At 67.0% G+C, this 26,825-nt stretch carries 24 protein-coding genes and 1 pseudogene; 16 read left to right on the top strand and 9 right to left on the bottom strand.

The window, feature by feature from the left end; all coding sequences use genetic code 11:
* Window positions 1–10: 10 nt before the first annotated feature.
* The 4 genes from MQH10_RS15680 to pepN form a co-directional block, all read right to left on the bottom strand.
* Window positions 11–1,744: a sensor histidine kinase gene (locus MQH10_RS15680; RefSeq protein WP_336605114.1), complete on the bottom strand. Its 1,734-nt coding sequence runs from the start codon at window positions 1,742–1,744 to the stop codon at window positions 11–13.
* 2 nt (window positions 1,745–1,746) lie between these two features.
* The gene (locus MQH10_RS26870) at window positions 1,747–2,493 is read right to left on the bottom strand and encodes a hypothetical protein (RefSeq protein ID WP_336605113.1); all 747 of its coding nucleotides are present in this window, start codon (window positions 2,491–2,493) and stop codon (window positions 1,747–1,749) included.
* A gap of 177 nt (window positions 2,494–2,670) precedes the next feature.
* The gene (locus tag MQH10_RS15675) at window positions 2,671–3,141 is read right to left on the bottom strand and encodes a response regulator (RefSeq protein WP_242564966.1); all 471 of its coding nucleotides are present in this window, start codon (window positions 3,139–3,141) and stop codon (window positions 2,671–2,673) included.
* Between the two features lie 98 nt (window positions 3,142–3,239).
* Window positions 3,240–5,858 carry an aminopeptidase N gene (gene pepN / locus MQH10_RS15670; protein ID WP_242564965.1) on the bottom strand — a complete coding sequence of 873 codons (2,619 nt, stop codon included), beginning with the start codon at window positions 5,856–5,858 and terminating at the stop codon, window positions 3,240–3,242.
* 204 nt (window positions 5,859–6,062) lie between these two features.
* Between pepN and MQH10_RS15665 the strand changes: the two genes are divergently transcribed.
* Complete coding sequence (locus MQH10_RS15665) at window positions 6,063–6,713, top strand: OmpW/AlkL family protein (RefSeq protein WP_242564964.1); 651 nt, start codon at window positions 6,063–6,065, stop codon at window positions 6,711–6,713.
* Between the two features lie 22 nt (window positions 6,714–6,735).
* Here MQH10_RS15665 and MQH10_RS15660 read toward each other — a convergent pair whose 3' ends face one another.
* Complete coding sequence (locus MQH10_RS15660; RefSeq protein ID WP_242564963.1) at window positions 6,736–7,311, bottom strand: hypothetical protein; 576 nt, start codon at window positions 7,309–7,311, stop codon at window positions 6,736–6,738.
* A 145-nt stretch (window positions 7,312–7,456) separates the two neighbouring features.
* Here MQH10_RS15660 and MQH10_RS15655 point away from each other — a divergent pair, with 145 nt between their 5' ends.
* From MQH10_RS15655 to MQH10_RS15615, 9 genes are all read left to right on the top strand, one after another.
* Window positions 7,457–8,578 carry an acyl-CoA dehydrogenase family protein gene (locus MQH10_RS15655; protein ID WP_242564962.1) on the top strand — a complete coding sequence of 374 codons (1,122 nt, stop codon included), beginning with the start codon at window positions 7,457–7,459 and terminating at the stop codon, window positions 8,576–8,578.
* A 14-nt stretch (window positions 8,579–8,592) separates the two neighbouring features.
* Window positions 8,593–9,819 carry an acyl-CoA dehydrogenase family protein gene (locus tag MQH10_RS15650; protein ID WP_242564961.1) on the top strand — a complete coding sequence of 409 codons (1,227 nt, stop codon included), beginning with the start codon at window positions 8,593–8,595 and terminating at the stop codon, window positions 9,817–9,819.
* A 435-nt stretch (window positions 9,820–10,254) separates the two neighbouring features.
* A complete protein-coding gene (locus tag MQH10_RS15645; RefSeq protein WP_242564960.1) occupies window positions 10,255–10,668 on the top strand; it encodes a hypothetical protein in 414 nt (137 codons plus the stop codon).
* 5 nt (window positions 10,669–10,673) lie between these two features.
* Entirely contained in the window at window positions 10,674–11,861 is a 1,188-nt protein-coding gene (locus MQH10_RS15640; protein ID WP_242564959.1) for a tetratricopeptide repeat protein, read from the top strand.
* Entirely contained in the window at window positions 11,862–13,328 is a 1,467-nt protein-coding gene (locus MQH10_RS15635) for a hypothetical protein (protein ID WP_242564958.1), read from the top strand.
* Window positions 13,325–13,942 carry a hypothetical protein gene (locus tag MQH10_RS15630; protein WP_242564957.1) on the top strand — a complete coding sequence of 206 codons (618 nt, stop codon included), beginning with the start codon at window positions 13,325–13,327 and terminating at the stop codon, window positions 13,940–13,942. Before MQH10_RS15635 ends, MQH10_RS15630 begins: the two co-directional genes overlap by 4 nt.
* Complete coding sequence (locus MQH10_RS15625; RefSeq protein ID WP_242564956.1) at window positions 13,936–14,094, top strand: hypothetical protein; 159 nt, start codon at window positions 13,936–13,938, stop codon at window positions 14,092–14,094. Before MQH10_RS15630 ends, MQH10_RS15625 begins: the two co-directional genes overlap by 7 nt.
* Window positions 14,095–14,165: 71 nt before the next feature.
* Window positions 14,166–14,438, top strand: coding sequence for a type II toxin-antitoxin system ParD family antitoxin (locus MQH10_RS15620; RefSeq protein WP_242564955.1), 273 nt, complete (start codon window positions 14,166–14,168; stop codon window positions 14,436–14,438).
* Between the two features lie 12 nt (window positions 14,439–14,450).
* Window positions 14,451–14,813 (top strand): type II toxin-antitoxin system RelE/ParE family toxin, encoded by a 363-nt coding sequence (locus MQH10_RS15615; RefSeq protein ID WP_242564954.1) that lies wholly within the window; start codon window positions 14,451–14,453, stop codon window positions 14,811–14,813.
* 5 nt (window positions 14,814–14,818) lie between these two features.
* Here the strand turns inward: MQH10_RS15615 and MQH10_RS15610 are convergent, their stop codons facing one another.
* Window positions 14,819–16,426: an amidase gene (locus tag MQH10_RS15610; protein ID WP_242564953.1), complete on the bottom strand. Its 1,608-nt coding sequence runs from the start codon at window positions 16,424–16,426 to the stop codon at window positions 14,819–14,821.
* Window positions 16,427–16,608: 182 nt separating this feature from the next.
* On the bottom strand, window positions 16,609–16,791 hold the full coding sequence (locus MQH10_RS15605) for a CsbD family protein (RefSeq protein ID WP_242564952.1): 183 nt from the start codon (window positions 16,789–16,791) through the stop codon (window positions 16,609–16,611).
* A gap of 102 nt (window positions 16,792–16,893) precedes the next feature.
* On the opposite strand from MQH10_RS15605, the gene MQH10_RS15600 reads away from it, so the two are divergent.
* Window positions 16,894–17,184 carry a DUF1330 domain-containing protein gene (locus tag MQH10_RS15600; RefSeq protein WP_242564951.1) on the top strand — a complete coding sequence of 97 codons (291 nt, stop codon included), beginning with the start codon at window positions 16,894–16,896 and terminating at the stop codon, window positions 17,182–17,184.
* On the opposite strand, the gene MQH10_RS15595 is transcribed toward MQH10_RS15600, so the two are convergent.
* Entirely contained in the window at window positions 17,181–18,332 is a 1,152-nt protein-coding gene (locus tag MQH10_RS15595; RefSeq protein WP_242564950.1) for an alpha/beta hydrolase family protein, read from the bottom strand. The two genes, MQH10_RS15600 and MQH10_RS15595, sit on opposite strands and share 4 nt — an antisense overlap.
* 94 nt (window positions 18,333–18,426) lie before the next feature.
* On the opposite strand from MQH10_RS15595, the gene MQH10_RS15590 reads away from it, so the two are divergent.
* Both MQH10_RS15590 and MQH10_RS15585 read left to right on the top strand, forming a co-directional pair.
* Window positions 18,427–19,089 carry a TetR/AcrR family transcriptional regulator gene (locus MQH10_RS15590; RefSeq protein ID WP_242564949.1) on the top strand — a complete coding sequence of 221 codons (663 nt, stop codon included), beginning with the start codon at window positions 18,427–18,429 and terminating at the stop codon, window positions 19,087–19,089.
* Window positions 19,086–19,772, top strand: a complete 687-nt coding sequence (locus MQH10_RS15585; protein ID WP_242564948.1) for a VOC family protein — start codon at window positions 19,086–19,088, stop codon at window positions 19,770–19,772. Before MQH10_RS15590 ends, MQH10_RS15585 begins: the two co-directional genes overlap by 4 nt.
* A gap of 68 nt (window positions 19,773–19,840) precedes the next feature.
* Here the strand turns inward: MQH10_RS15585 and MQH10_RS15580 are convergent, their stop codons facing one another.
* Complete coding sequence (locus tag MQH10_RS15580) at window positions 19,841–22,177, bottom strand: TonB-dependent receptor (protein WP_242564947.1); 2,337 nt, start codon at window positions 22,175–22,177, stop codon at window positions 19,841–19,843.
* A 197-nt stretch (window positions 22,178–22,374) separates the two neighbouring features.
* Here MQH10_RS15580 and ettA point away from each other — a divergent pair, with 197 nt between their 5' ends.
* The 3 genes and pseudogenes from ettA to MQH10_RS27115 all read left to right on the top strand — a co-directional run.
* Window positions 22,375–24,045, top strand: a complete 1,671-nt coding sequence (ettA, locus tag MQH10_RS15575; RefSeq protein WP_242564946.1) for an energy-dependent translational throttle protein EttA — start codon at window positions 22,375–22,377, stop codon at window positions 24,043–24,045.
* A gap of 256 nt (window positions 24,046–24,301) precedes the next feature.
* Window positions 24,302–26,071 carry a calcium-binding protein gene (locus MQH10_RS15570; protein WP_242564945.1) on the top strand — a complete coding sequence of 590 codons (1,770 nt, stop codon included), beginning with the start codon at window positions 24,302–24,304 and terminating at the stop codon, window positions 26,069–26,071.
* 122 nt (window positions 26,072–26,193) lie between these two features.
* Window positions 26,194–26,433 (top strand): annotated as a pseudogene (locus MQH10_RS27115) (hypothetical protein); the annotation flags it as partial.
* Window positions 26,434–26,825: the final 392 nt, after the last annotated feature.

Raw genomic sequence — 26,825 nt, 5'->3', positions numbered from 1 at the left:
GAACGCCTGTTCAGGCGGCCGCGCCGCCGGTTGCCAGGGCGACACCGGTCTGGCGGATCGGCAGGGAGAAGCTGACCATCGTGCCCTCGCCGGGCGCGCTCTGCATGTCGAGCGAGCCCCCGTGCATCTCGACCAGGGACTTGGTCAGCGCCAGGCCCAGGCCCGTGCCTTGGGTGGTCTTGGAATGCTGGTTCTCGACCTGCTCGAAAGGCTGGGCCAGGCGGGCGAGGTCGTCTTCCGCAATGCCGATGCCGGTGTCCTGCACGCTCACCCGGATGCGCTCGCCGAGCGGATCGTGGCGGCCCTCGGCGCGCACCGTGACGCGGCCGCCGCGCGGGGTGAACTTGATGGCGTTGGACAACAGGTTGAGCAGCACCTGCTTGATGGCGCGATAGTCGGCCTCGACCTCCGGCAGGTGCGGCGGCAGGTCGATGGTCAGCGCCAGGCCCGCGGTCTCGGCCCGATTGCGCACCAGGCGCACGGCGTCCTCGGCGACATCCTCCAGGGACAGGGGCTCGAACTTCAGGCTCATCTTGCCGGCCTCGATCTTCGACATGTCGAGGATGTCGTTGATCAGGGCCAAGAGGTGCTGGCCGGACGACAGGATGTCCTGGGAATAGCCCTTGTAGCGGGCGTCGCCGAGCGGGCCGAACATCTCCTGGACCATGATGTCGGAGAAGCCGTTGATGGCGTTGAGCGGCGTGCGCAGCTCGTGGCTCATATTGGCGAGGAATTCGCTCTTGGCGCGGTTGGCGCCTTCGGCGCGCACCTTCTCGCTCTCGTACTTGCGAGCCAGCTCCGACAGTTGCTCCTGGCTGCGCTCCAGGCTGGCCACGGCCTTCTGCAGCTGCTCCTCGTTGAGCCGGCGGGCCTCCTCCTGGGTCTTAATCGCGGTGATGTCGGCGGCCGTCATCACCAGCCCGCCCTCGGCGGTGCGGCGCTCCGAGATCTGGATCCAGCGGCCGTCGTTCAGCTCGGCCTCCCGCACGCCCTTGCGGCCGTCGGGGGAGGGGGTTTCGTGCTTGATGGCCAGCTGGGCGAAGCGATTGACCTGGTCGCGCGAGGCGCCCGGCTTCAGGAGCCTCGGCTCAAGGGAGAAGACGCTGCGATAATTGCGGTTGCACATCAACAGGCGGCCGGCCCGGTCCCACAGGACAAAGGCCTCCGACACGCTCTCGATGGCGTCGCGCAGGCGGATCTCGGCGGCCTGGGCGCGGGCCTGGGCCATGCGCTCCTCAGTGACGTCAAGGGCGACGCCGATGATGCGGGTGTAGCCCTGGCTGGGGCCATCGCCAAAGGCCTGGCCGCGGGCGTCGATCCAGATCGGCCGGCCGCCGGCGGCGCTGGGCACGCGGAAGGAGACGTCGAAGCCGCCATAGGCCGCGGCTGTCGCCAGGGCCTGGCGGACCCGGTCGCGGTGGTCCGGCGAGACCCGCTCCAGCACCTGCTGGCCCGGCACGACCCCGCCGCCGCCCCAGCCGAAAATCGCCCCGGTCACGTCGGACATGTACATCTGGTCGGTCGCCAGATCCCACTCCCAGATCCCGCAGCGCGCGGCCTCGACAGCCAGACGGAAGCGCTGCTCGGAATCGACGAAGGCCTTGGTCGCCGTCTCGGCCTTGCGGCTCTGGCCCAGCAGCAGCAGGCCCAGCAGGAAGGCGGCGGCCAGCGGCACGAGCAGCCAGGTCAGTTGCTCGGCGGTGGTCTGGTGCTCATTGACCGCCGAGGGCGCGGCGGCGACCACGTTCAGCGCGCCGCCCAGGGCCGGCCGGGCGGCCAGGTCGAGCGCGGCGCGGTCCGGCCGCTTGCCCGCCCGAGGCCGCCGTCGAGGGTGAGCTCGGCGGCGGTGATGCCGAAGGCGGCGTTCAGGGTGTCGGCCAGGGCCACGCCGCCGGGGCCGCTCGCCGCCAGAACGCGCCCCTGAGGGGTGACGATCGCCTCATCGCGGCTCTTGGACAGCCAGGCGGCCAAGCGGGTCGGCGAGCCCACGGTGATGATCCACCGACGGCCCTTGGGCGTATTGGCCAGGCTCGCGGCGGCCAGGGCCGGCTTGGCCTGGTGGGTGACGCCCAGCCACGGATCACGTCCGGACTTCTCCGCCGCCTCGGCCAGTTCGCGCCAGTCCACGCCGTCGGCGGCGCCGGCCACCGCCAGGGCGCTCTCGTCGCCGAGGATCGCCAGGCTGGAGCCCGCGCCGGAGGTTGCGGCCAGACCGGTCTGGGCGGCGTCGGCCGGCTGCTCGTCCTCGCGGGCCAACAGGTCGCGGGCGGCGGCCAGACCGCCCTTCAGGCCGACGGCCTCGGCGTCCAGGCGGGCGGCCACGGCGTCGGCGCGGTCGGGCAGGGCGGCGTTGGCGAGCGTGGCGCTCTGCGGCTCGCGCTGCACGCGGGCGACCGCGAACAGGGTATAGATGGCCAGCAGGAGCAGGGTGGACAGGATGGCGACGCGCGCGAACGCCTGCCCGGGCAGAGGCTGGGAAGGCTGCGCCTTCACCCGCTTTCGCCCGCCAGCAGGGTCTTCAGCCGCGTCATCCCCCACGCGTCTGGCCAAAGCCCGCCGCTCCTTCCGAACCTAGACCGAGTCACCCCGAAGCTTGCGAGTCTACGCGGGCGGCGCCGACCCGTCACGAGAGTCATGCGGTCACACCTGACCCTGAATGGGGCGCGGCGCTCAGCTGCGCTTGCGGCGCTCCGGACCCTTGTATCTCGGGTCGTCGTGACGGCGCCGGTCGGGGCCGAAATAGCCCGTGCCCGAGTTCACGAAGGGCCTCGGGTTCTCGAAGGTGGTGAGCATCCGCTTCATCAGGTCGGCCGGGGTGAACGGCTTCACGCAGATCTCATTGATGCCGGCGTCGCGGGCGGCCATCACCCGGGCGCGGTCGGCGTGGCCGGTCAGCATGATGATCGGCAGCTGCGGGGCGGGACTGGCCGGATCATTGCGCAGCCAGCGGGCCAGGGTCACGCCCTCTTCGGCGCCCATCATATAGTCGAGCAGCATCAGATCTGGCGGCGTGGACCGTAGGATCTTCTTGGCCTCGGCGATGGTCGTCGCCTCGGAGAACCGCTCGAAGCCGAAGCCCCGGAGCATGGTCTTGACCAGGTCGATCGTCCGGATGTTGTCGTCCACGAGCAGAATGCGCACTCGGTTCAACGCGTTCGACATACCGCCGTGGCCCCCTTGATCGCCCGATCTATCCTGGTGGAGCGCGGGATAACCAGCACCCTAAAGTTGTTTGACGCCTATTCGCCCAGCGCTTTGGCGACCAACTCATAGACGTTCTTCGACAGGCCCTGAGTTTCGGCGATCCGTTGAAGCTGCTGCTTCATCAAAGCGCCCAGTTCGGGGCTGTAACGCCGCCATCCGCCCAGGGGTTCGACCATGCGCGCGGCGGTCATGGGGTTGAAGCCGTCGACGGCCAGGATCTGATCGGCCAGGAACCGGTAGCCCGCCCCGCTGGGGTCGTGGAAGCGGGACGGATTACCGCTGGCGAAGGTCGAGACCAGGGCGCGCAGCCGGTTGGGATTCTTCTGGTCAAAGGCCGGATGGGCGGTCAGGCCCAGCACCCGGCCCAGCACGCCCTCGTCCGGGGCGCGGGCCTGCAGGGCGAACCACTTGTCGATCACCAGGGGCTCGGTCTTCCAGCGGTCGTAGAAGTCGGCCAGGGCCGCCTCATAGGCCTCGCCGCCGATCTGCATCAGGGCGTTCAGGCCCCCCATGGCGTCGGTCATGTTGAGGGCGGCGCGATAATGGCCGTCCGCCAGTTCGACGACGTCGGAGCGCGGATTGGCGGCCAGCAGGTCGAGGCTGGCGTTGCGCAGCGCCCGGCGTCCGGCGCTGGCGGCGTCCGGCGAGAAATCGCCGATCTGCTGCAGACCGATGTGCAGACGCTTGAGGTCGTCCTCGAGATGCAGGGCCAGCCGCTGGCGCAGGGCCTCCCGGGCCGCATGGATCGCCGCCGGATCGGCCGGCTGGCGGGCCAGGACCAGGTCGGATTCGCTGGGCAGGGCGAGCAGCAGGGCCTTGAAGGCCGGATCGGCGGCCTGGTCGGCCAGGGCGCGGGCCACGGCGTGGGCGTAGCGTTCCTCGCCCACCTCGTCGGGCTTGCCGGCCGCACGGCCGAGGATCAGGTCGCGGGCCAGGTCCTGGCCGGACTCCCAGCGATTGAACAGGTCCGGGTCGCCGGCCAGCTGGACGTAGCGGTCCTTGGACGGCGAATCGGTGGTCAGCGTCACGGGCGCGGAGAAGCCGCGCAGGGCCGAGACCACGGGTGCCGAGTCGACCCCGGTCAGGACCACCTTGGCCTTGGCCTGGTCCAGAACGACCACGGTCTCATCGACCGCCTGGCCGTCGCGTTCGAAGGCCAGGGTGCGGCCCTCGCCATCGAGCAGCCCGATGCGGACGGGGGTGGGCAGGGGGCGCTTGGTCGGCTGGCCGGAGGTCGGGTCGATCTCCTGGCTGAACTCCAGGGTCAGGGTCCGGGCCTCGGCGTCATAGCTCTGAACCAGGCTGACCTTCGGCGTGCCGGCCTGTTCGTACCAGGCGAAGAAGTCGCTGAGGTCTTCGCCGGTGACGTCGGCGAAGCAGCGGATGAACTCCTCGACCGTGGTGGCGTGGCCGTCCCAGCGGTCGAAATAGAGGTCCATGCCCTCGCGGAACTTCTCAGGCCCGATCAGGGTCTTGAGCATCCGGATGACCTCCGCGCCCTTCTCATAGATGGTCGCGGTGTAGAAGTTGTCGATCTTCAGATAGCTGGACGGCCGCACCGGGTGGGCCAGCGGCCCCTGGTCCTCGGAGAACTGCCGGGCGCGCAGGGCCTTGACGTCCTTGATCCGCTGGACGGCCTCGCCGCGCATGTCAGCCGAGAAGCTCTGGTCACGGAAGACGGTCAAGCCTTCCTTCAGGCACAGTTGGAACCAGTCGCGGCAGGTGATGCGATCGCCGGTCCAGTTGTGGAAATACTCGTGGGCGACGACGCTCTCGATCCGCTCATAGTCGAAGTCGGTGGCGGTGGCTGGGTCGGCCAGCAGCAGGGAGGAGTTGAAGATGTTCAACCCCTTGTTCTCCATCGCCCCGAAATTGAAGTCGCGGACGGCGACGATCATGAACAGGTCGAGGTCGTATTCGCGGCCGAAGGCTTCCTCGTCCCACTTCATCGAGCGCTTGAGCGCGTCCATGGCGTAGGTCGCGCGGCCGGCCATGCCGGGGTCGACATAGATCTTCAGATCGACCGTGCGGCCGCTCATGGTCACCAGGGAGTCGGACAGCTCGTCGAGCTCGCCCGCCACCAGGGCGAACAGATAGCAGGGCTTGGGGAAGGGGTCGTTCCAGGCGGCGTAGCGCTTGCCGCCGGGCAAGTCGCCGCTCTCCATCAGATTGCCGTTCGACAACAGGCGTTGATAGGTCTTGGGCGCCTCGATCCGCACGGTGAAGCGGGACAGCACGTCCGGGCGGTCGGCGAACCAGGTGATCTTGCGGAAGCCCTCGGCCTCGCACTGGGTGCAGAAGCGGCCGCCGGACATATAGAGGCCATCCAGCGCCTTGTTGGCCTCGGGATCGATCTCGACCTCGGTGGTCAGGGTGAAGGCCGCCGGCACGTTCGGCACCGTCAGGAATTCAGCATCGACGCTGTGCTCGGCGGCGCCGAGTTCCCGGCCGTCCACCGCGACCGAGATCGGCTTCAGCCGCTCGCCGTTCAGCACCAGGGGCTCGGCGTGGTCGCCATTGCGGCGGATCGACAGCCTGGCCGTCACCCGGGTGGTGTTCGGGGCCAGATCGAAGGTCAGGTGGACCTCGTCGATCAGATAGGCGGGCGGGCGATAGTCGGTGAGCCGGATCGGCTGGGGCGTTTCGGTGCGCATCCCGCAGATTTAGGCCATCGCCGGCCGAAGGGCGAGGGCGGTCGGCGTCGAAATCGACCGGTTTGGCGCCGTGACTGCGACCTGAAACACACACCTCGCCGGTTCAAACAGTCGTTTGAGTTAGATCAAGGCCGTGAGGCCCCGGCGGCGCGATCCCCTCGCTCAAGGCAGCACCGACCTGCCGCCAAGAAGGGGATACATCTCATGACCGTCATCCGCACCGCGCTGCTCGCCGGCGCCGCCGTCCTCGCCCTCGCCGGGACCGCCAATGCGCAAGAGTTCACGCCCAAGCACAAGGGCCTGATCATGCTGAACGTCCGCGCGACGGACGTCTCGCCCGACACCAGCGACGCCATCACCACCGCGGCCGGTGCGGCCACGGGCCTGCATGTCGACGTGAAGGACGACGTGGTCCCGACCATCGGCCTTAGCTACTTCCTGACCGACCACGTGGCCATCGAAGCCATCGCCGGCACCTCCAAGCACACGATCAAGGCAAAGGGCGCGGGCGTCGACGTGGCCGTGCATGACACCTGGGTCCTGCCGCCGGTCGTCTCGCTGCAATATCACTTCGCGCCGGACGCCAAGTTCAGCCCCTATGTGGGCGCGGGCGTGAACTACATGATCTTCTACAGCGGCAAGGATAAGAACGGCTTCAACGTGAAGCTGAAGGACGGCTTCGGATACGCCCTGCAGGCCGGCGCCGACATCGCCACCAAGGGCCCCTGGAGCGTCAATGTCGACGTGAAGAAGGTGTTCTTCGAAACCGACGCCAAGATCAATGGCGGCACGCTGAAGTCCAAGGTGAACCTCGACCCGTGGGTCGTGTCCGCCGGCTTCGGCTACAAGTTCTAAGCCAAACGGTCGTCGGGACGTCCTACTCGGCGGCGTGGGCGGCGGGGTCCGCCTCGCGCGTCTCCGCCGCCGGGACCGACTTCAGATAGGCCTCGATCTTCATGATGTCCTCGGCCAGGCGCACGATTTCCGTCGGCGCCTCGCCGGGGCTTTCGTCGACCATAGTCACCACCCGGCGGCAGGCCTCCAGCAGCCGCGGCGCCGAGGCGATCAGCCGGGCCTGATGTTCGATCTTGGCCGGGTCACGATCATATTCCGCGCCGGGCACCCGCCAGCCGCCCCAGTCGTTCAGATCCGTGACCACCACCGGATAGCTGCCCGGATAGGGATGGTGGCGGCAGTTGTCCTCGGTCTGCCACTTGTTCTTGGCGCGCAGCAGCCGCCAGCGCGACCCGTCGTCGGACACCGTCTCGGCGCTGTCCTGTTCGGCCTTCAGCTCATGGGCCTGGAAATCGCGCCCCATGCCGACGTCATAAGTGACCCGGACCGGCTCATCGAAGCCCTTCGCCCAGATCGGCACGATCTTCTCAACCACCGCCCAGGCGCCGACGCTTTCGACCCAAACCTTCTGGTTTCGCTGGAATATCGCCTTGGCCATCCGCACGCGCCCCTGAGCCCGACTGCAAGGGCCGCATAAGACCCTGAAATCCTTGACGCGAGGTCAATCTTTTCATGGGCTTCGCCATCGCTATGGTGCGCGCGACGAAACCTTTTAACCGACCTCGACGGCGGGATGGGCGGACATGAATTTCGATTTTTCAGACGATCAGAAGTTTCTGAAGAGCGAGGCGCGCAAGTTCCTCGAGGCCAATTGCCAGACGGCCCGGGTCCGCAAGGTCCTGGACGACGACGGCAAGGCCTATGACGCCGACCTCTGGAAGGCGGTCGCCGAACAGGGCTGGCTGGGCGCCGCGATCCCCGAGGAACATGGCGGCCTGGGCCTGGGCCACCTGGAGCTCTGCGTGATCGCCGAGGAGCTCGGCCGCGTGGTCGCTCCGATTCCCTTCGCCTCGACGGTCTATTTCCTGGCCGAGGCGGTGATGCTGGCGGGCGACGCCGACCAGAAGGCGCGCCTGCTGCCCAAGATCGCGGCCGGCGAGGTGATCGGCTGCGTGGCGAGTTCGGAAGGCCCCGGTCCGGTGACCGCCGCCACGGTCCAGGCGACCGTGACCGACGGCAAGCTCTCGGGCGCCAAGATCCCGGTGACCGACGGCGACATCGCCGAGGTGGCCCTGGTGCTGGCCAAGGAGGGCGGCAAGCTCTCCCTGTTCCTGGTCGATCTGGCGGCTGGCGGCGTCACCCGCGAGGCGGTCAAGACCCTCGATCCCACCCGCGATGCGGCCAAGCTGGTGTTCGCCGGCGCCGCGGCCCAGCGTCTCGGCCCGGCCGGCGAGGGCCTCGCCCTGCTCGAACAGGTCCTGGACCGCGCGGCGGTGCTGCTGAGCTTCGAACAGTGCGGCGGCGCGGACCGCTGCCTGGACATGGCCAAGGAATATGCGCTTGAGCGCTACGCCTTCGGCCGCGTCATCGCCTCCTACCAGGCGATCAAGCACAAGCTGGCCGACATGTACGTCAAGAACGAGCTGGCCCGCTCCAATGCCTATTATGGGGCCTGGGCGCTCAACACCAACGCCCCCGAACTGCCGGTCGCCGCCAGCGCCGCGCGGATCGCCGGATCGGAAGCCTTCTGGTTCGCCTCCAAGGAAAACATCCAGACCCACGGCGGCATCGGCTTCACCTGGGAAATGGACTGCCACCTCTATTATCGGCGCTCGCGCCAGCTTTCTCTGGTCGCGGGCGCGCCCCGGGTCTGGAAGGAACGTCTCGTCAGCCACCTCGAACGCCGCAACGCGGCGGCCGCCTAAAGGAGATTGAGATCATGGACTTCAACGATTCTCCCGACGAAGCCGCCTATCGCAAGCAGGTCCAGGACTGGCTCGCGGCCAACGCCCCCAAGACCTATGCCGGCGGCGATCCCGAAGGCGGCGACAGCCTGGAGGCCTCCAAGGCCTGGCAGGCCAAGAAGGCGGCCGCCGGCTACGCCTGCATCACCTGGCCCAAGGAATGGGGCGGGCAGGGCGGCACCCCGATCCAGACGGTGATCTTCGGCGCCGAGGAAGCCAAGTATCCGATCCCGCCCAACCCGTTCCAGATCGGCCTGGGCATGTGCGTGCCCACGGTCATGACCTTCGCCGACGAGGCCACCAAGAAGCGCTTCGTGGGCCCGGCCATCCGCGGCGAGGAGATCTGGTGCCAGCTGTTCTCCGAACCCTCGGGCGGCTCGGACGTGGCCGGCTCGCGGACCAAGGCGGAACGCGCGCCGGACGGCTCGGGCGACTGGATCATAAACGGCCAGAAGGTGTGGACGACGGGGGCCCAGTTCTCGGACTTCGGCATCGTCATCTGCCGTACCAATCCCGACGTGCCCAAGCACAAGGGCCTCACCATGTTCTGGATCGACATGCATGATCCGGGCGTGGAGGTGAAGCCGATCCACCAGATGTCGGGCGGCTCGGGCTTCAACGAGGTCTTCTTCACCGATGTCCGGGTCAAAGACAGCCAGCGCCTCGGCGGGGAAGGCGACGGCTGGAAGGTCAGCCTGGTCACCCTGATGAACGAGCGCCTGGCCGTGGGCGGGGCGACCGGCGCCGGCTGGAGCGAGTTCATGGAAGCCGCGCGCCAGACGCCTGGCCTCGACGGCGGCTCGGCCCTGAAGGACGGCGCCCTGCGCGAGAAGCTGGCGGACTGGTACGTCCAGGCCGAGGGCCTCAAGCACACCCGCAACCGGACCATGACCGCGCTCTCGCGGGGTCAGACCCCGGGACCGGAGAGCTCGATCGGCAAGATCGTCTCGGCGGTCCAGATGCAGGAGCTCGGCAACACCGCCGTCGAGATGCTCGATCAGTACGGCATCATCAATGATCCCAACCTGGCGGCCCTGCGCGGCGGCTTCCATTCCTCGGTGATGTTCGCCCCGGGCCTGCGGATCGCTGGCGGCACGGACGAGATCCTGAAGAACATCATCGCCGAGCGGGTCCTGGGCCTGCCCGGCGACATCCGGGTCGACAAGGACATTCCGTTCAAGGACATGCCCACCGGCCGTTAAGGATCGGACGCCCCTCTCCGGCGACGGGGAGGGGCGCCTTCACGCCCGATCAGTCCCCCGAATCGAAGGCGTGGAAGTCTTGGCGACTGAACAGGTCGCAACCATAGTCAAGCAACAAAGTACTGTCTCACTGATCTCAAGTCCCGTCGGCAATGTTTTCCCGTGAGCCGCGAAGAACTTCTTGATTGAGTTTGACTTCGCCTCACAGGCGAAATCGGGACATTCCAAGGCTTGGCGCCCCCTCAAGCTGTTCATGTACCTGTCAGGTGAATCTGTTCAGAGTGCAAAGCGTTGCTGGAGCGCTTGACAGACAGCGGTCCAGAGACGCTAGTGAAGCTGTGGAATTATGGTTAACGCTTGGGGGAGCGCATGGACCGACATGAAGCTGCCCTGGACGCCCGCCGGTGGGGGCGCAGAGCGCTCACGATTTTGGTGATGGCGGGTCTGGTGCCGTTGATGGGCGGCTGCCAGCCCCCCAATGGTCCAGGCTCTCGATTCGCCGCGGCCAACGCGACCTGTCCCAGGCCGCAGGGTCCGATCGGCGTCGCGCCCCAGTTCAACGCCCAGGAGCAGGACGTCCGCTTCCTGCGCCGCCAGGCGTTCCACGGCGACTTCTTCGCCCAGATCGATCTCGCCCGCCGCTATTCCGGCCGCGACGCGCGCGAGCGCAACCTGGAAGACCCGGTGGAAGCCGCGGTCTGGTACGAGCTCGCCCTGTCCAATCCCGACGGCTATTCGCCGATCGTGCCCTATCCGATCGGCGCCCGAACGAGCGCGGCCCGCGCAAGGTCACCGACTGCCGCACGGCCGAGCGCCGCGGCGCCTATTACGCCCTTGAGCGGCTGCTGAACCTGATGAGCTCCGACGAGCGCCAGGACGTGCGCAACCGGGTGATCTATGTGCTCTCGACCCAGGGCGCCTATGGCTTCCGCACCCTGGCGCGCCTGCATGACGTGTCCTTCGGACCGTTCGGCGACCCGCCGGACAATTCACCGATCAATCCCAAGGACTTGACGCGCGTGAAGCCGCCGGCTTCAGCGACCCTGTTCACACGCAACGACGTCGACGTCTATCTCTACAATTACCTGGCCACCCAGGCCGGCGACGTGGCCGGCTATGTGATGCTGAAGGACTTCGAGCGGTCCTCGCCCGAGCGGGCGGCGCTCGCGGCCGACGCCCAGGCCACCGCCGTGCGCTGGGTCCCGCCCTACGAGTTCTATCCGCCCGAGGCCCCGGCCTCCGGCGTGCCCCATTCGGACGAAAGCGACGCCGCCGGGGAGGCGGGCGCCGTGGCGCTCGGCCGCATCAACGAACTGCCCTTCATCCATGTCGGGCGGGCGCTCACCTATCTGCGGATCACCCCGCGTCCGCCGCAGCATGAGAACCAGCTGGGGTCGGCGGAAGCCAGCGCCATGCAGGGCATGCTGGGCCGGCCGGGCACAGGCCGCCTGAGCCCGCTGGAGAAGGTTCGCGCCATCCAGTACGCGGCGGTCAACGGCTCGCCCAACTCCCAACTGGTGCTGGCGGTGATGTACGCCGAGGGCGTCGGCGTGCCGCGTGACTACGCCCGCGCCTTCCACTGGTTCTCGGAAGCCGAGAAGCAGGGCAGCCCGGAAGCCAAGTACGCCATGTCGACCTATTTCTCGCTCGGCGTGGCGGGCATCGCCGACCAGGACCGCGCCCAGGCGGTGGTCTACCAGATCGACTCCGCGCTCTCCGGCTTCAGCCCTTCGGTGACCCGCCTGCGCAACGTGCTGGCCCAGGTTTCCGGCCAACCCCAACGCGACGGCTACGGCTCCTACCAGGACGATGGCGAACGGCGCCCGGTCCGCGAGCCCTATGGCCAGGGCGGCGGCTACGGCCCAAGCCAGGGGCCCGGCGGCGGCTATGGTCCCGGCCCGTCCGGCGGCTACGGCCAGGACATCGGTGGCGGCCCGCGTCAGGGCGCCGGCGGCTATGGTCCGCCTCAGAGGCCCGGCCCGGGCCGGCCTGACAGTCTGACGATCCGTCCCGTGCGGCCCCAAAGCGAGGGGTACAGATAGATGACCCTCATGCGTAATCTGCTCAACGGCCTCATCGCCCTGGCCCTGATCCTGGCGGCCGATATCGTCGCGCCGGCTCCGGCCCTGGCCGCCCCCGACGCCCGCGTGGACGCGGTGATCCGGCCCTGCTTCGGCCTGCTGACCAATCCCGACATCCGCTGCAAGGGGACCACCCATCGCCGGAAGCCGGGCTATGGCTACGGCAACACCCGCAGCTACTACCCCTCGACCTATATCGACTGCGCCTATGCCTGGCCCGGCCAGATCAGCGACACGATCGAGCGCAGCTGGAACGGGGCGACCATTACGCTCACCTCGTCCAATGGCCGCGCCTGCGAGGAGGCGGTGGTCGTCAATCGCCCGGTGCGCATCGTGGGCGACGCCCGCGCGCCCCTGAGCTTCGCCCGCCCCCTGCTCATCGCGCCCCCCGGCCAGCCCTGTTTGCGCCTGGCCCCGGCCATCTGGGTGACCCTCCAGGACCTGACCATCGGCCAGGCCGAGGGCGCCGAGGCCCCCTGCATCCTGGGCCAGACCGACGAACTCAACCTCTACAACACCAGCCTGGCCTATTCGGGCGCGGGCGGCGCCATTGCGCTGGCCGGCGACAGCAAGCTGACCCTGGCCGACAGCCGGATCGTCTCCCGCAGCCAGGCGCCGGCCGTGACCACCCGCGGCCGTCTGAAGATCAACCACGTCACCATCGGCGCCGCGGTGATCGGCTTGAAGGCCACGCCCACCGACGACGTCAAGATCGACGACCTGGAACTGGTGCGGCTCGACGACTGGACCGGATCGCAGCGCTCGGCCGCCTCGGCGGGTCTGGTGCTGACCGAGGTCGGCGCCTCGCAGCTGATCGAGGTCAGCGGCCTGGACATCAACGGCTTCTCGCGCGGGGCCTATGTGTCCGGCGCCGGCGAGGTCAATCTGCGCAGCCCCTCGATCACCGGCGCCGACTGGGCCCTGCTGGTCGAAGGTCCGACCACCCGCGTCTCCAAGGCCCTGCTCAGCGCCGACGAGGTTGGGGTCTATGCCGCCGCCGGGACAACTTACGTGTCCCAGGCCCGGATCCAGGGCGTGATGCGCTCGGGCATCTTCGCCGAACGCGGGGCCCAGGTGCGGAGCGTCGACAACACCGTGTTCGCGGCCAAGGACGGCTGCGCGGCCCTGAAGAGCGGCTTCTTCGAAGGCGCCCTGACCTGCCGCCCCTGGTTCGAGGCGCCGGAACTGGGCGGCGGCCATACCCGCACCACCCTGCCGACCTTCGACAGCTTCCAGGCTGTGCTCGACAGCGAGCAGGAGGCTCTGGCCACCCCGAGCTTCAAGGGCGGCCCGCCTTCGGCCCCGGCCGCCTACGCCCCGGCCGGTCGTCCCTCGGTCGCCGCGCCGCTGCCGGGCGCCGGCCCCTATTCCAACGGGGGCGCCGCCCCCAATTCCCGTGGCGCGAGCCAAGGAGGATCTCCGAAATGACGATTTCCCCCCGCAAGACGACGGCGCTCCTCGCCGCGGCGGTGACGGTCGCGTCCAGCTGCCTGATCTGGACCGCTCCGGCGGTCGCCCAACCCGGCCCAGGGCGCGGCGCCGGCGGCGGCTGCGGGCAACAGGCCCTGACCGGCCAGGCCCCCGACATCATGACCTACGACTCGCGCAGTGGGACCCAGGTCTTCGTCGACCAGACCCAGCGCACCGAAGTCACCGCCTATAACCCGCGCACCCGCTCGGCCGCCCACGTGGCCGGCGATCTGGGCCAGCATGGCACGCCGGAAGTCTGCACCGTGGACGGTACGCCCGGCGGCGACGCCTATTCGATCCGTCCGGTGGGCGACAGCGCCCAGATCACCGGCTTCGACGGCCGCACCGGCCAGACCTGGCGCATGGACGGCGATGGCAGCCTGATGCGCGAGCATGACTGCTTCAAGCTGGGCCTGGGCCTGTTCGCCGGCAATCGCGGCGACATGGCGGTGCTTGGCCCGACCCTGGCGGCCGGCCGTGACTCGGCTGCGGTCGGGGTGGCGGTGGGCGACCATGTCATCGGCCTGGGCGCTCAGAACGGCATGGTCGGCATCGGGGCCCTCAAGTGCTGAGCCGGCTCCTGCTCGTCGCCGCCGCGGGCCTGACGCTCTCGGCCCTGGCCGCCTGCGCCTCCGAGCCCCGGCATATTCCCCACCCGACGGCGCCCGCGCCCAGCCGCGTGATCCCCCCGCCGCCGCCGATCGACGTGCTGCGGCCGCACTAGGCGGTGGCCTGCCGGCCTGTTGTCAAAGATTGACAGCAATTCTAGTCTGATGAGGTCGAGGGAGCCTCATCGTGACCGCGCGCAACGTCAATCTCACCGATCATCTGGCCCAGTTCATCGACATGAATGTCGAGTCCGGCCGCTTCCAGAACGCCAGCGAGGTGGTTCGCGAGGCGCTGCGCCTGCTTGAACGCCAGCAGCAAGAGGATGAGTTGAAGCTGGAGGCGCTGCGCCAGGCGATCGCCGTGGGGCGCAGGGATATTGAGGCCGGTCGGTTCATTAGCCTTGAGGCCCATGAGATCGCAGGTTTTCTAGAAAGTCTCGGCGATTTCGAAACAGACTGAACGGATCGCGCCATGCGTCGCCTGATCCTTTCCTTGGAAGGCCGAGTCGATGTTGCGGGAATCCTCGCACGAAGCGGGGAGGTCTTTGGTCAACAGGCTCGCCGCCGTTACAGCGCCCTGCTCGATGTGGCGCTTCGCGACCTCTTGGACGACCCGAAAGCGGTCGGGAGCCAATTGCGACCGGACCTGGCCGCCGGGGTTTACGTCTACCACCTGAGGCACAGTCGGCAGCGCGCGCGGGTCGCCGGGACCATCGTCTCAGATCCCCGGCACCTGATCCTCTATGAATTTGATGCGGCTGAAGTCCGGGTCATGCGCATCTTGCATGAGGCCATGGATCTTGCGCGGCACATTCCCGCGAGAGGCCAACCTTAGGCCCCTCACTTCACCGGCGCGAACGCCGCCTCGTAAGGCGAGCTCACACTCACCGAGGGCAGGAACGCCGGGGTGATCCTCGCCTGGGTCCCCTGCTCGAAGGCGTAGCCGAGCGACAGCAGTCGGGCTTCCGACCAGGCCGGGCCAATGAACGACAAGCCCACGGGTAGGCCCGAGACCTGGCCCATGGGCACGGTGAGGTGCGGATATCCCGCCACCGCCGGCATACCCGAGGCCGAGCCCAGCCATTTGCTGCCGTTCACCGGGTCGACCACCGAACTCGGGCCGCCGCTCTCGGCGACCAGCACCTCGACCTTGGCCTCGGCCAGGAGCCGGTCGATGCCCTCGGGCCCGGCCAGGCGCTTGGCGTCGGCCTTCGCCTTCAGATAGGCCGGGTCGTCCAGGCCCGGGCCGGCCTGACTCCGCTCGAAGCTCTCCTGGCCGAAGAGGGCGAGTTCGCGCGGGCTGGCGGCATTGAAGGCGATCAGGTCGGCCAGGGTGCGGGTCTTAACCCGGTCGGGCGAGGTCGAGGCCAGATAGGTGTTGATCCCGGCCTTGAACTCCACCTGCAGCACCAGGCTTTCGGCCGCCGCCATGGCGGCGGAGTCGGGGGCCTTGACCTCCACGAGGGTGGCGCCGGCCCCCTTCAGGGCGGCGAGCGCCCGCTCGAACACGGCGTCGGTGTCGGGCGAGCGGCCGGCGGTCGTGCGCAGGACGCCGATCCGGGCGCCCTTCAGGGCGGAGGCGTCCAGAGCCTTCAGATAGTCGGTCTTGTGTTGATCGGCGGCGGCCGTGGCCGGGTCGGCGGGATCGGAGCCCGCCATGGCGGTGAGCAGGGCCGCGGCGTCCGCGACGTGGCGGGTCATGGGCCCGGCCGTGTCCTGGCTGGCCGAGATCGGGATGATGTGGGTGCGGGAGACCAGGCCCACGGTGGGCTTCAGCCCGACAATGCCGTTCATGGTGGCGGGGCAGGTGACCGAACCGTCCGTCTCGGTGCCGATCGCCGCGGAGGCGAGGGCGGCGGCGACCGCCGCGCCGGACCCGGCGCTGGAGCCGCAGGCGCTGCGGTCCAGCGCGTGCGGATTGCGCACCAGCCCGCCCACGCCGCTCCAGCCGCTGATCGAGCGGGTGGAGCGATAGTTCGCCCATTCAGACAGATTGGTCTTGCCCAGGATCACGGCGCCGGCGTCGGTCAGGCGCTTGACCAGGGGCGCGTCGCGGTTGGTAACATTGTCCTTCAGCGCCAGGGAGCCGGCGGTGGTGGCGGTGTCGTCGGCCGACTCGATATTGTCTTTCAACAGGATCACCACCCCGTGCAGGGGGCCGCGCACATGGCCGGCCTTGCGCTCGGCGTCGAGCGCGCGGGCGTCGGCCAGGGCGTGGGGGTTGAGGGCGATGACGCTGTTGAGTCTGGGGCCCGCATGGTCCAGGGCCGCGATTCGGGCGAGATAAGCCTGCACCAGGCGCTCGGCGCTGGTCTGGCCCGCGGCCATCGCCGCCTGCTGCTGGGCGAAGCTCGCGAAGGCGGGATCCTCCGCCGCGTGGCCGCTGGAGCCCGTCATCGCCGCCATCAGCACCACCCCCGCGACAAGTCCGCCGATCGCCCTGCGCATGACCCACCCCACCCAGGTCGCCATAGGAGGGCGCCCGCGCGGGGATGGCCAGACATGACGAGGGCCGCGCCTGTGAAGACGCGGCCCTGCCTGTTCCGTCCGCATGCGAGTCCGGCGACCTGAGGGGGACTATGTCAGGCGACCGCCAGACTCTGGGGGGGCGGCAAACGGACGGTGTGGGGTTATTTCTTCAGCGCGGTCCGGGCGGTGTCTTTCAGATCGCCGACGGTCCTCTCGACCTTGCCGGCGGTCTTTTCGACGACGCCTTCGGCCTGCAGGCGCTCATTGCCGGTCACCTTGCCGACGGCTTCCTTGGCCGAACCGACGGCTTCCTTGGCGGCGCCCTTGATGGTGTCCTTGTGCATGTTGGAATTCCTTGTGCGCTGGGGAGGTTCGCCCTTCCATACGCGTGACACGGGCGTGCGGTTCCGTCAGAGGGCGCCGTCTTGCGAACAGGGAGCTGTCTCATGACCGCCTATCTCGTCCTGGACTTCGCCGTCCTCGATCTCAGGGGCTTCATGGCTTATGTCGAAGGCGTCCCGGCCTTCATCGCCAAGCATGGCGGCCGCTACATTGTCCGGGGCGTCGAGCCCCAGGTGATGGAGGGCGACTGGTCGCCGGACCGGGTGGTCATCCTCGAATTTCCCTCGTCGGAGCACGCGCGCGCGTTCCTGGACGACCCCGACTTCCAGAGCCTGAAGGCCGTCCGCGAACGCACCACGGTCAGCAAGCTGATCCTGGTGGAGGGCTGTATCTAAAATCCGTGCCGGTCCAGCCAATCCCCGACCGTGGCCACGGCCTTGGGCAGCAGGTCCTTGCGCTCGACGTAATAGTGATCGGCGTCCTGGATCTGGACGATCTCCTTGTCCTTCGACGCCACCGCGGCGAACAGCCGATCGGCGTGGCTGGGGGTGCAGGCGAGGTCGGCGGTGTTGTTGATCACCAGCACCGGGCAGGAGATGTGGGCGGCGTTGACCACTCCATTGGCGCGGCTCTCGTCATAGCTCCATTGGGAGAGCCAGGAGCGCAGGGTGGCGAAGCGGCCGAGGCCGACGGGCCCGTCATTGGCGATCTTCGGCTCCCCCAGATAGCAGGTCCCGGGGCGGCGGTCGGAGGGGTCCTGGGCGGGGTCGGTCCAACGGACGTCGCACATGGTGCCATAGACCACGAAGGGCCGCTCGGCGTCGGGCTCGCCGGCCGCCTTCAGGGCCGCCAGCTGGGCCTTCACACGGGCGGTGATGCGACGATTGCGGGCGATCTGGGCGGCCCGGAACTTCGCCACGAAGGCGTCGGAATAGGGCGGCTGGTTGGGGCAGGCGGGGTCGTAGATGTTGAGCTCGCGGTCGCGCTCGAAGGGCTTGTCCTCGTCCAGGATCGAGGGGTCGAGCCACTCGGTCATGGTCACCGAGCGGCTGATATGGGCGGCCAGCAGCATGATCCCGTCGGCGGGCTGGAGGCCTGCGCCTACCAGGTCCACCGGGTCGCCGGCCGGGGTGTCGGTGAGCGTCGGGTGCTCGGCCTGGTCCTGGTAGAACAGGGACAGCGAGCCGCCGCCGGACCAGCCGCCGAGGATCACCTTCTCATAGCCGAAGCGGGTCTTGAGGTCGGCGATGCAGGCGCCGAGGTCGAGGACGCACTTCTCCATGATCAGGGCGGTGTCGTTCCCGCGATAGCGCGGGTTGCAATAGATGACGTGGCGCCCGCCATGGGCCAGGGCGTTGACCAGCGGCAGGAACGAGCCGCCGCCGATCGGGTGGCTGAACAGGATGACGGTCTTGGATGCGCCGGTCTCCGGCCGGATGCGCATGCACTCCACGAAGACCTGGCCGGTGGGGCCGCCATAGACCTCCTTCAGCTTGCTCGTGTCCGCATGGACGAAACCATAGGGTTCGCGCACCACCGCCATGTCGTTCTCTCCCTGACCCCGGCCGAGGGCCAAGCTTGCCCTGAGCTGATTTTTGAGTATCAAATCAGGAAAACTGATCGAGAAGTCAATTCCTGTGTCGAAGTCCGCCACCGTCGTCGCCCTGGGCAAGGGCGAGCGCACCGCCGCGAAGATCCGCGAGGTGGCGCTGGACCAGTTCTCGCGGCTGGGCTTCGAGCGCGTGACCATGGGCGGCATCGCCGCGGCGGCCGAGGTCTCCCAGGCGACCCTGCACTATCATTTCCAGGACAAGGACCAGCTGTGGCGCAGCGCCATGCTGGAGCTGTCGGCGGTGATCTCGGAGGAGGAGCGGCTATTGTCCGCCGCCCGCGATGCGCCGCCCATCGCCCAGCTGCGCATGGCCATGCGGTTGTTCCTGCAGATCAGCTGGCGCCACCCGGCGCTGGGTCGGATCGTGGCGCTCGAGGGCATGGCTGGCGGCGAGCGGCTCGACTGGCTGAACCAGCACCTCCTGGGCCCCCGCAACCGCCGCCTGGTCGATCTCGCCCGCAAGGCGATGGACGCCGGCGACTTGAAGCCCTTCCCGCCGGAGATGCTGGTCGTGACCCTGCAGGCCGGCGCCGCGGGCGTGATCAACCTGGCCCCGCTGATGCGCAGCGCCTTCGGCATCGACCCCGACACCGAGGCCGGCCGCGCCGCCCACGAGGACCTGATACTCAACGCCCTGGTTCAGGGCCTGCTCGCCGACAGAAGCGAGATCCCGGAGGAGACCCGATGACCCAACCCACAGGCATTCACCACCTGGCCTTCATGGCCGGGGACATCAAGAAGCACATCGCCTTCTTCTCGGAGGTCATGGGCTGCCCGCTGGTGGCCCTGTTCGACATGCACGGCGTGCCGGGCGGTCTGCACGCCTTCCTGCGCATGAACGACCACGGCTATTTCTCGATCGTCCAGCTGCCGGACGTGGACAAGATCCCGATCGAGCTCGGCAAGACCCATGCGGGCTCGGGCGCTCTGCCCAGCGCGCCGGGGACCCTGCAGCACCTGGCCTTCCGGGTGGACACCGACGCCGACCTGGTCGCCATGCGCGACCGCATCCGCAGCCACGGGGTCAATGTCATCGGCCCGATCGACCATGGCATGTGCCGCTCGATCTATTTCGCCGGTCCCGACCAGATGACCCTGGAGGTCGCCACCAGCCACGAAGCCATCGATCCCGCCAAGTGGATCGACCCGGCGGTCCTGGCCAAGGCGGGCATCTCGGCCGAGGAGGCCGCCCGCTTCAAGGCGCCGGCCGCCTATACGGGCCCGAGCCCCGTGCCGCAGCCGGCCTATGACCCGGCCAAACCGCACATGGCCTATCCGCCGGAAACCTATCAGCAGATGCTCAAGGTTCCCGACGAGGTGATCACCAAGTCGGCCAGCTACACCGCCCCGCCGGTCGGCGAGCCGGCCTAGGCGCCCAAAGAAAAACCCCCTTCCCGGTCGGGAAGGGGGCTCTCCTCGGACATTCTGATTGGGTCGGATCAGAACTGCTTGCGGACGGTCACGAACACCTGCCGCGGCGCGCCGGCCAGCAGGGTCTGGCTGTCGCCCGAGTTGGCGAAGCCGTTCGAACCGATCGTCGAGACGTATTCCTTGTCCAGGAGGTTGGTGACATTGGCCTGGATCTCCAGGTCCTTGGTCAGGCCTTCGCCCTGGAAGCGGTAGCCGATGTTCAGGTCGAGCGTGGTGACCGCCGGAACGCTGAGGTCGTTGGTGTAGGTGATGTAGCGCTCGCCGGTGTAGTGGGCGGCCAGCGCGCCGAACCAGCCGTTCTGGTCATAGGCCAGGCTCAGGTTGGCGATCGACTTCGGCGCGTCGGGCAGGGACTTGCCCGCGGTCTTGGCGACCAGGGCGCCCGAGCCGTTTCGCACGTCGTCGTCGAAGCTGGAGTCGTTGTAGGCGTAGGAGCCGAACAGCGAGAAGGCGTCATTGATCCGCCAGGTGCCGGCGGTCTCGAAGCCGTTGGTCGTCACGCTGCCGACATTGGAGAGCACGCTCGGATTGCCGGCGACGCCGGAGCCCGAGGCCGTGGCCAGCAGGCGGTTGTCGAACTTCACGTGATAGGCGGCGATAACGCCCTGGAAGTCGGCCGTCTTGAAGCGCCAGCCGGCTTCAAAGGTCTTGGAGGTTTCCGGCTTCAGCTTGTTCTTGATGGCGTCGAAGCCGGCCTGGGTCGTCGAGAACGGACCGGCGGTGGCCGCGCTGACGAAGGCGCGCATGTTCTCAGTGTAGGAGCCGAAGACCTCGCTGTTCTCGTTCAGCTTATAGTTGGCGCCCACCTGCGGCAGGAAGCTGTCCTTGGACTGGATCGAGCCCGAGTTCACCAGCGGGCCGTAGCCGTCCAGGAACTTGGCCTTGTTCTCGACCTTGAGCGACTTGAAACCGAAATTGACCTTCAGGGCGTCGGTGACCGTCCAGTTGTCCTCGAGCGAGAACTGGGTGGTCTTGGTGTTGAAGGCGTAGTGCCAGCGGGTCTTGAAGGGGTTCGACTGGAAGGCCAGCGAGTCGCGGTTGTTGGCCGCGGCGTCGAGCGAATAGTAGCGGCGGGCTTGCTCGAAATCGTTGTCCTCATACCAGCCGCCGAGGCGGATGGCGTGGGCGCCGAGCTTAATGTCGCCGCCGAGCACCACGCCCGTGCGGTCGATATTGTACTCGGTGGTCCGATAGGACATCGACGAGTTGGCGGTGGTCGCGCCGGGCACGCCGAAGTTCGGGCTCGGGTTCAGCGGGGCGTACCAGGTGCCCTGGCCCTTGTTGGTGTGGCCATAGATCAGGGCCGTGGTGTTGACGCTCTCACCGAAGGGCATTTCGCCCTTGATCGACCAGAGCTTGTCGTCGCGCAGGCCGCCGGCGTCGAAATAGGCGTCGTCGTCGCACTTGATCGGGGCCGAATAGCTGTTCGTGCCGTCGCCCGGGTCGGAGACGCAATAGGCCGGGTCGCCCGAGGTCCCGGTGGCCAGATAGTGGGCCAGGGCCGTGTTGGCGATCTTATTGGCGAGCGCATAGTCGTTGGAGATGTTGTCGAAGCCGTAGCCCAGACGCTTGATCATCTCGAGCGAGAGGTCCTGGTAGTCGTTCTCACGGCGCTGCGACCAGTCGTAGAAGCCGGTGACCTTGCCCTCGCCGATCGGCTGGACGAACTTGAAGTCGATCTGCTGCTGCTTCTGGACGCCGTAGCCCTTCCACTTGTCGGCGTCCTGCTTGGCGTAGCTGACATAGGCGCGGCCGCCCGAGGGCAGGTCGCCGGTCTCAAGCCGCACGAAGCCGCGATACATGTTGTCGGAGCCGACCGTGCCGGCGGCGAACACGCCGAACTTCGAGGACGGATCGCGGGAGACGAACTTGAGCGTGCCGCCGAGGTTCGAAGACGACGCGGTGTCCAGCGAACCGGAGCCTTGCGCCAGCTCCACACCGCCCAGGTCTTCCGACATGATCGCGCGGCTGATGTGCAGGCCGTTGTGGTTGCCATAGCTCATGTCGCCGAGCGGCACGCCGTCGAGGGTGAAGCCCAGCTGATTCTGGTTGAAGCCGCGGATCGAGATGCGGGTCGACCACTCATAGGCGCCGAAGGCGTCGGCGGACTGGAAGTTCACGCCGGGCAGCTTCTCGACCATCTTGATCGGGCTGGTGCCCGGGGCGGCCTGCTCGATTTCCTGGACCGCGATCTGCTGGACCTGGCGGCTCTCGCCCTTGCCGTAGACCACCAGCTCCTCGACGCTGGTTCCCGCGTCGGTGGCGGCGGCTTCGGCCGCGCAGGCCTGGCCCGCGATCAGAAGTAGAGCGCCGGCGGCTGCGCCAGCGAGAAGATGGTTTTTCATAAGCTATCCCCTAGGGTCCCGTCGGCCTTCGCGACGTGGATGGGGTTCGCCTAGCGCCGCTCTGCGACAGTTCGGATTCGGTTCGACGGCGGACCTGTGAAGCTTCGCAGGAGGACGGCGACATTGCGCCAAGGGCCCGCCAACGCTATGTCCGCAGCCAAATCTCCACTCCTCCGTTAAGCGAGCCCGCACGCCCCATGGCGCAGCAATACATTTTCCAGATGCAGGGTCTGACCAAGACCTTCCCTGGCGCGACCAAGAAGACCTTCGAGAACATCTGGCTGTCGTTCTATTCGGACGCCAAGATCGGCGTGGTCGGGGTCAACGGCTCGGGCAAGTCGACCCTGCTGAAGATCATGGCCGGCATCGACAAGGAGTTCAGCGGCGAGGCCAAGGCCGCCGAGGGCGTGAAGATGGGCTACCTGGAGCAGGAGCCGCATCTCGATCCGGACCTGAACGTCTGGGAGAACGTCATCGCCTGGTGCGAAGAGAAGAAGATCTTCGACCGCTACAACGCCATCGCGACCGAACTCGGCGAGAACTACACCGACGAACTCATGGAGGAGATGACCGCCCTCCAGGAAAAGATCGACGCCGGCGACCTGTGGGACATCGACAGCCGCATCGAGATGGCCATGGGCGCCCTGCGCTGCCCGCCGGACGACTGGCGCGTCGACAATCTGTCGGGCGGTGAAAAGCGCCGCGTGGCCCTGGCCCGCCTGCTGCTGTCCAAGCCGGACATGCTGCTGCTGGACGAACCCACCAACCACCTCGACGCCGAGAGCGTCGCCTGGCTGCAGCACCACCTGGAAGCCTTCCCGGGCTGCGTCATCCTCGTCACCCACGACCGCTACTTCCTGGATCAGGTGACCAAGTGGACGCTGGAACTCGATCGCGGCAAGGGCATCCCCTATGAGGGCAACTATTCCGGCTGGCTGGAACAGAAGACCAAGCGGATCGTCCAGGAACAGTCGGAGTCCGAGGCCCGCCAGCGCGCCATGACCCGCGAACTGGAATGGGTGCGGTCCGGCGCCAAGGCCCGCCAGGCCAAGTCCAAGGCCCGTCTGGCGGCCTATGACGAAATGGTCCGCGAACAGGAACAGGCGCGCGGCGCCCAGACCTTCGCCACCATCCAGATCCCGCCCGGCCCGCGCCTGGGCAATGTGGTGCTCGAGGCCGACAACCTGTCCAAGGCCTATGGCGACAAGGTCCTGTTCGAGAACCTGTCCTTCAAGCTGCCGCCCAACGGCATCGTCGGCGTCATCGGCCCCAACGGCGCCGGCAAGTCGACCCTGTTCCGGATCATCACCGGCCAGGAGAAGCCGGACTCCGGCACCTTCCGCCTGGGTGAGACCGTCAAGCTCTCCTATGTGGACCAGAGCCGCGACGCCCTCGATCCCAACAAGACGATCTGGCAGGAGGTCTCCCAGGGCCTCGACATCCTCACGGTCGGCAAGCGCGAGATCAACACGCGCTCCTATGTGGGCTCGTTCAACTTCAAGGGCGGCGACCAGCAGAAGAAGGTCGGGCTCTTGTCCGGCGGGGAACGCAACCGCGTCCACCTGGCCAAGACGCTGACCACCGGCGGCAATGTCATCCTGCTCGACGAACCGACCAACGACCTCGACATCGAGACCTTGCAGAACCTGGAAGAGGCGCTCGACGAGTTCGCCGGCTGCGCCGTGGTCATCTCCCACGACCGCTGGTTCCTGGACCGCCTGGCCACCCACATCCTGGCCTTCGAGGGCGACAGCCACGTCGAATGGTTCGAAGGCAACTTCGAAGCCTATGAGGAAGACAAGAAGCGCCGCCTGGGCGCCGACAGCCTGATCCCCCACCGGATCAAGTTCCACAAGTTCACGCGGTAGGGGCTGCGGGGCGGGCGCGGCCCCTTGCCATCGTCGAGATAACAAGATTGCGCAAACTGCCGTTTCGCCTCGGCGGCCGGCAGGTCGCGCCCATGTCTCAGGACCTTCAGTTGGGTCTTGACGGCTGCAACCGTTTCAATCTCAAATTGTACCGCTTCGCTTGCGGGCCGTCGAAATTGTAGCTGCACGGGCTGTCGCGCGGGCGACCCGCCCCACGGGAGGACTGCGCGTGGGGCGTCAATATACCCTCCGTAACATGCAGGACTGGGTCTTCGATCCCCAGCATGACAAAGCCTACATGACGACGACTGATGGCGACCTGTACGCCTTCGACCTCGGGTCTGGCGCTCTGACAGACCTCGCACATTTGGGCGGAACCCTATCCGCGATCGATATCTCCCCGGACGGAAATAGCCTGCTGATTGGCGACCAGCAGTACTCGGCGCTGCCGCAACCCGCGGGAAGTCTCACCAGCGCGAACCTAGACAGCATCTATCTTGTATCTTTGGACGATCTTTCGACCAAGACGCTGACGTTCAAGACGGAGTGGCAGTATGAAGTGGGCGTGAGCGACTTGGCCTTCATTGGCCAAAACGCCGCTCTTGTGACCACCCAGTTTGCAGGCTCTGGGCGGGTCCCGCTGCGACAGTTCGATCCTTTCGCCAGCCCTTTTTCAACAAGCGAAATCTCGTATCTCGGTCAGAAGTTCACGGTAAACCAGAGCACATCACTCATTCCCTCTGAAGATCGGCACTATGTGCTAATGCTTTGGGGAAATCAGAGCGATGCGCCTTTGTCATTGTTTGACGCACAGGCCGATAAGATTGTCGCTTTTGGTAGCATGGTTGAGCTCGGAAGCAACGGTACATCCAATGTAGGCCGCGCTGATCTGAACGAGGCGTCTGGACTGGGTGTAAACGACACCTACACCGATCTCAGAGTCTTCGATTTTTCATTTAAACTCGTAAAAGATCTTTCGAGACTTCAGTCGGCGGGCCGAATTGTCGGTGTGAAATTCAATGACGGCGGTCACCAGCTTCTTCTGTGGGACGCCGTGTCTGATACCGTCCGCGTGTTCGACACCCACAGCTGGACCGAGGTGGGCGATCTTCAGGTCAGCACGGTCGTTCAGGGCGCGGACCTGTTGGGGAATTGGGGGAAGATGTTGATTGGCGATCATGGCCGTCAACTCCTCCTGGAAACCCCAACAGGGTTTGAGGTGATCGATCTCGCCGCCAATCTCAAGCTCAACGTCCAAGCAAACGAAACTGGCGACAACCTCTATGGAGCGATTGGGTCGGACACGCTCACAGGCGGGCGTGGTGTCGATCTGCTGGACGGAGGGGCCGGCAATGATGTCCTGAATGGCGGCGGCGGTCACGACTCGCTGCTCGGTGGTGACGGTGCGGATACGATCTCCGGGGGCGGCGACGGGGCCGTCGCCTATGGCGGAAGTGGGGATGACTCAATCAGCGTCGCTGGCGGAACAACCTATCTGCGCGGCGACGAGGGTAACGATTCCATCTCCGGCGGCTCGGGCTTCGACGACATCAACGGCAACGCCGGCAATGACACGGCCCACGGCAATGACGGCGACGACTGGGTGGTGGGCGGCAAGGACAATGACGTCCTCTATGGCGACGCCGGAAACGACATCGTCTACGGCAACCTCGGCGACGACACGATCAGCGGTGGCGACGGCAATGACTGGGTGCGCGGCGGCCAGGGCAATGACAGCGTCTCCGGCGGGGCCGGCAACGACCTGCTCTATGGCGACCGCGGCAATGACACGATCAGCGGCGGGGCCGGGGCCGATGTGTTCCGGTCGTTCTCAGGGGCCGGGATCGACCGGGTGATCGACTTCTCGGCAGCCGAGGGCGATCACGTCCAACTGGATCCGGGCACGACCTATTCGGTGTCCCAGGTTGGCGCAGACACCGTCATCGACATGGGCAATGGCGACCAGATGATCCTGGTCGGGGTCACGCTCTCGACCCTGACCAGCGGCTGGATCGGCGTCGGCTAGGCGATTTCCGCCCCCAAACTCGCGTTTCCGTGGAGCAACCTATCGGAGAGCCTCCCTGCGGGGAGAATTATCTAAGCGCGTATCCCCGAGCCTGAACTCTGGCGCCTGTCCTGCAATCGCAGATGGTGACGACCCAGTTTGCTACAGCAATCGTGCTGGTGGGGCCGGCGTCGTCAGCCGCGGCTGCGGCGCTGAGACGGGGGCCTCGCATGATCTTCAACGGCACGACCGGCAATGACCGAGCTGTGGGCGGCGCTGATGCGGACACGCTCTATGGCTCGGATGGCAATGACCAGCTGATTGGCGGCGCCGGCACGGACAGGCTCGAGGGTGGGGCGGGAGACGACACGCTGTACAGCGGCGACGAGTCCCCACCGTACAATCTGCCGTACTCCAATCTTCCGTATGTGTTTCCCCAGCTCGATCGGGGCAGTGAAGTTGATACTCTGATTGGTGGAGATGGTTCGGATCGAATTTTCGCCGGTTACGGAGACAATGTAGATGGAGGTGGCAACGGAAACTACGGAGACTATCTATTCATCAGTTTCCAGGGCGCGCCCAGTGGCGTGAATGTGGATTTCGGGCTTGCAACTCAGAACATCGGTGGCGGGATCATCACCGGCATTGAGAACATCAGCTACGTTGAGGGAAGTGAGTTCGACGACATCGTCAATGTTCGCGCAACTCAGGGGGGTTATTCTGACTTAACCGCAGTCCGCGGCATGGGCGGCAATGACACCATAACGGCTGGATA

Origin of the sequence: Phenylobacterium aquaticum (assembly GCF_022695515.1) — a bacterium.
Classification (GTDB): Bacteria; Pseudomonadota; Alphaproteobacteria; order Caulobacterales; family Caulobacteraceae; genus Phenylobacterium; species Phenylobacterium aquaticum.
Note: the sequence above shows the minus strand (reverse complement) of the source record. Positions and strands in the feature narration are given on the sequence as shown.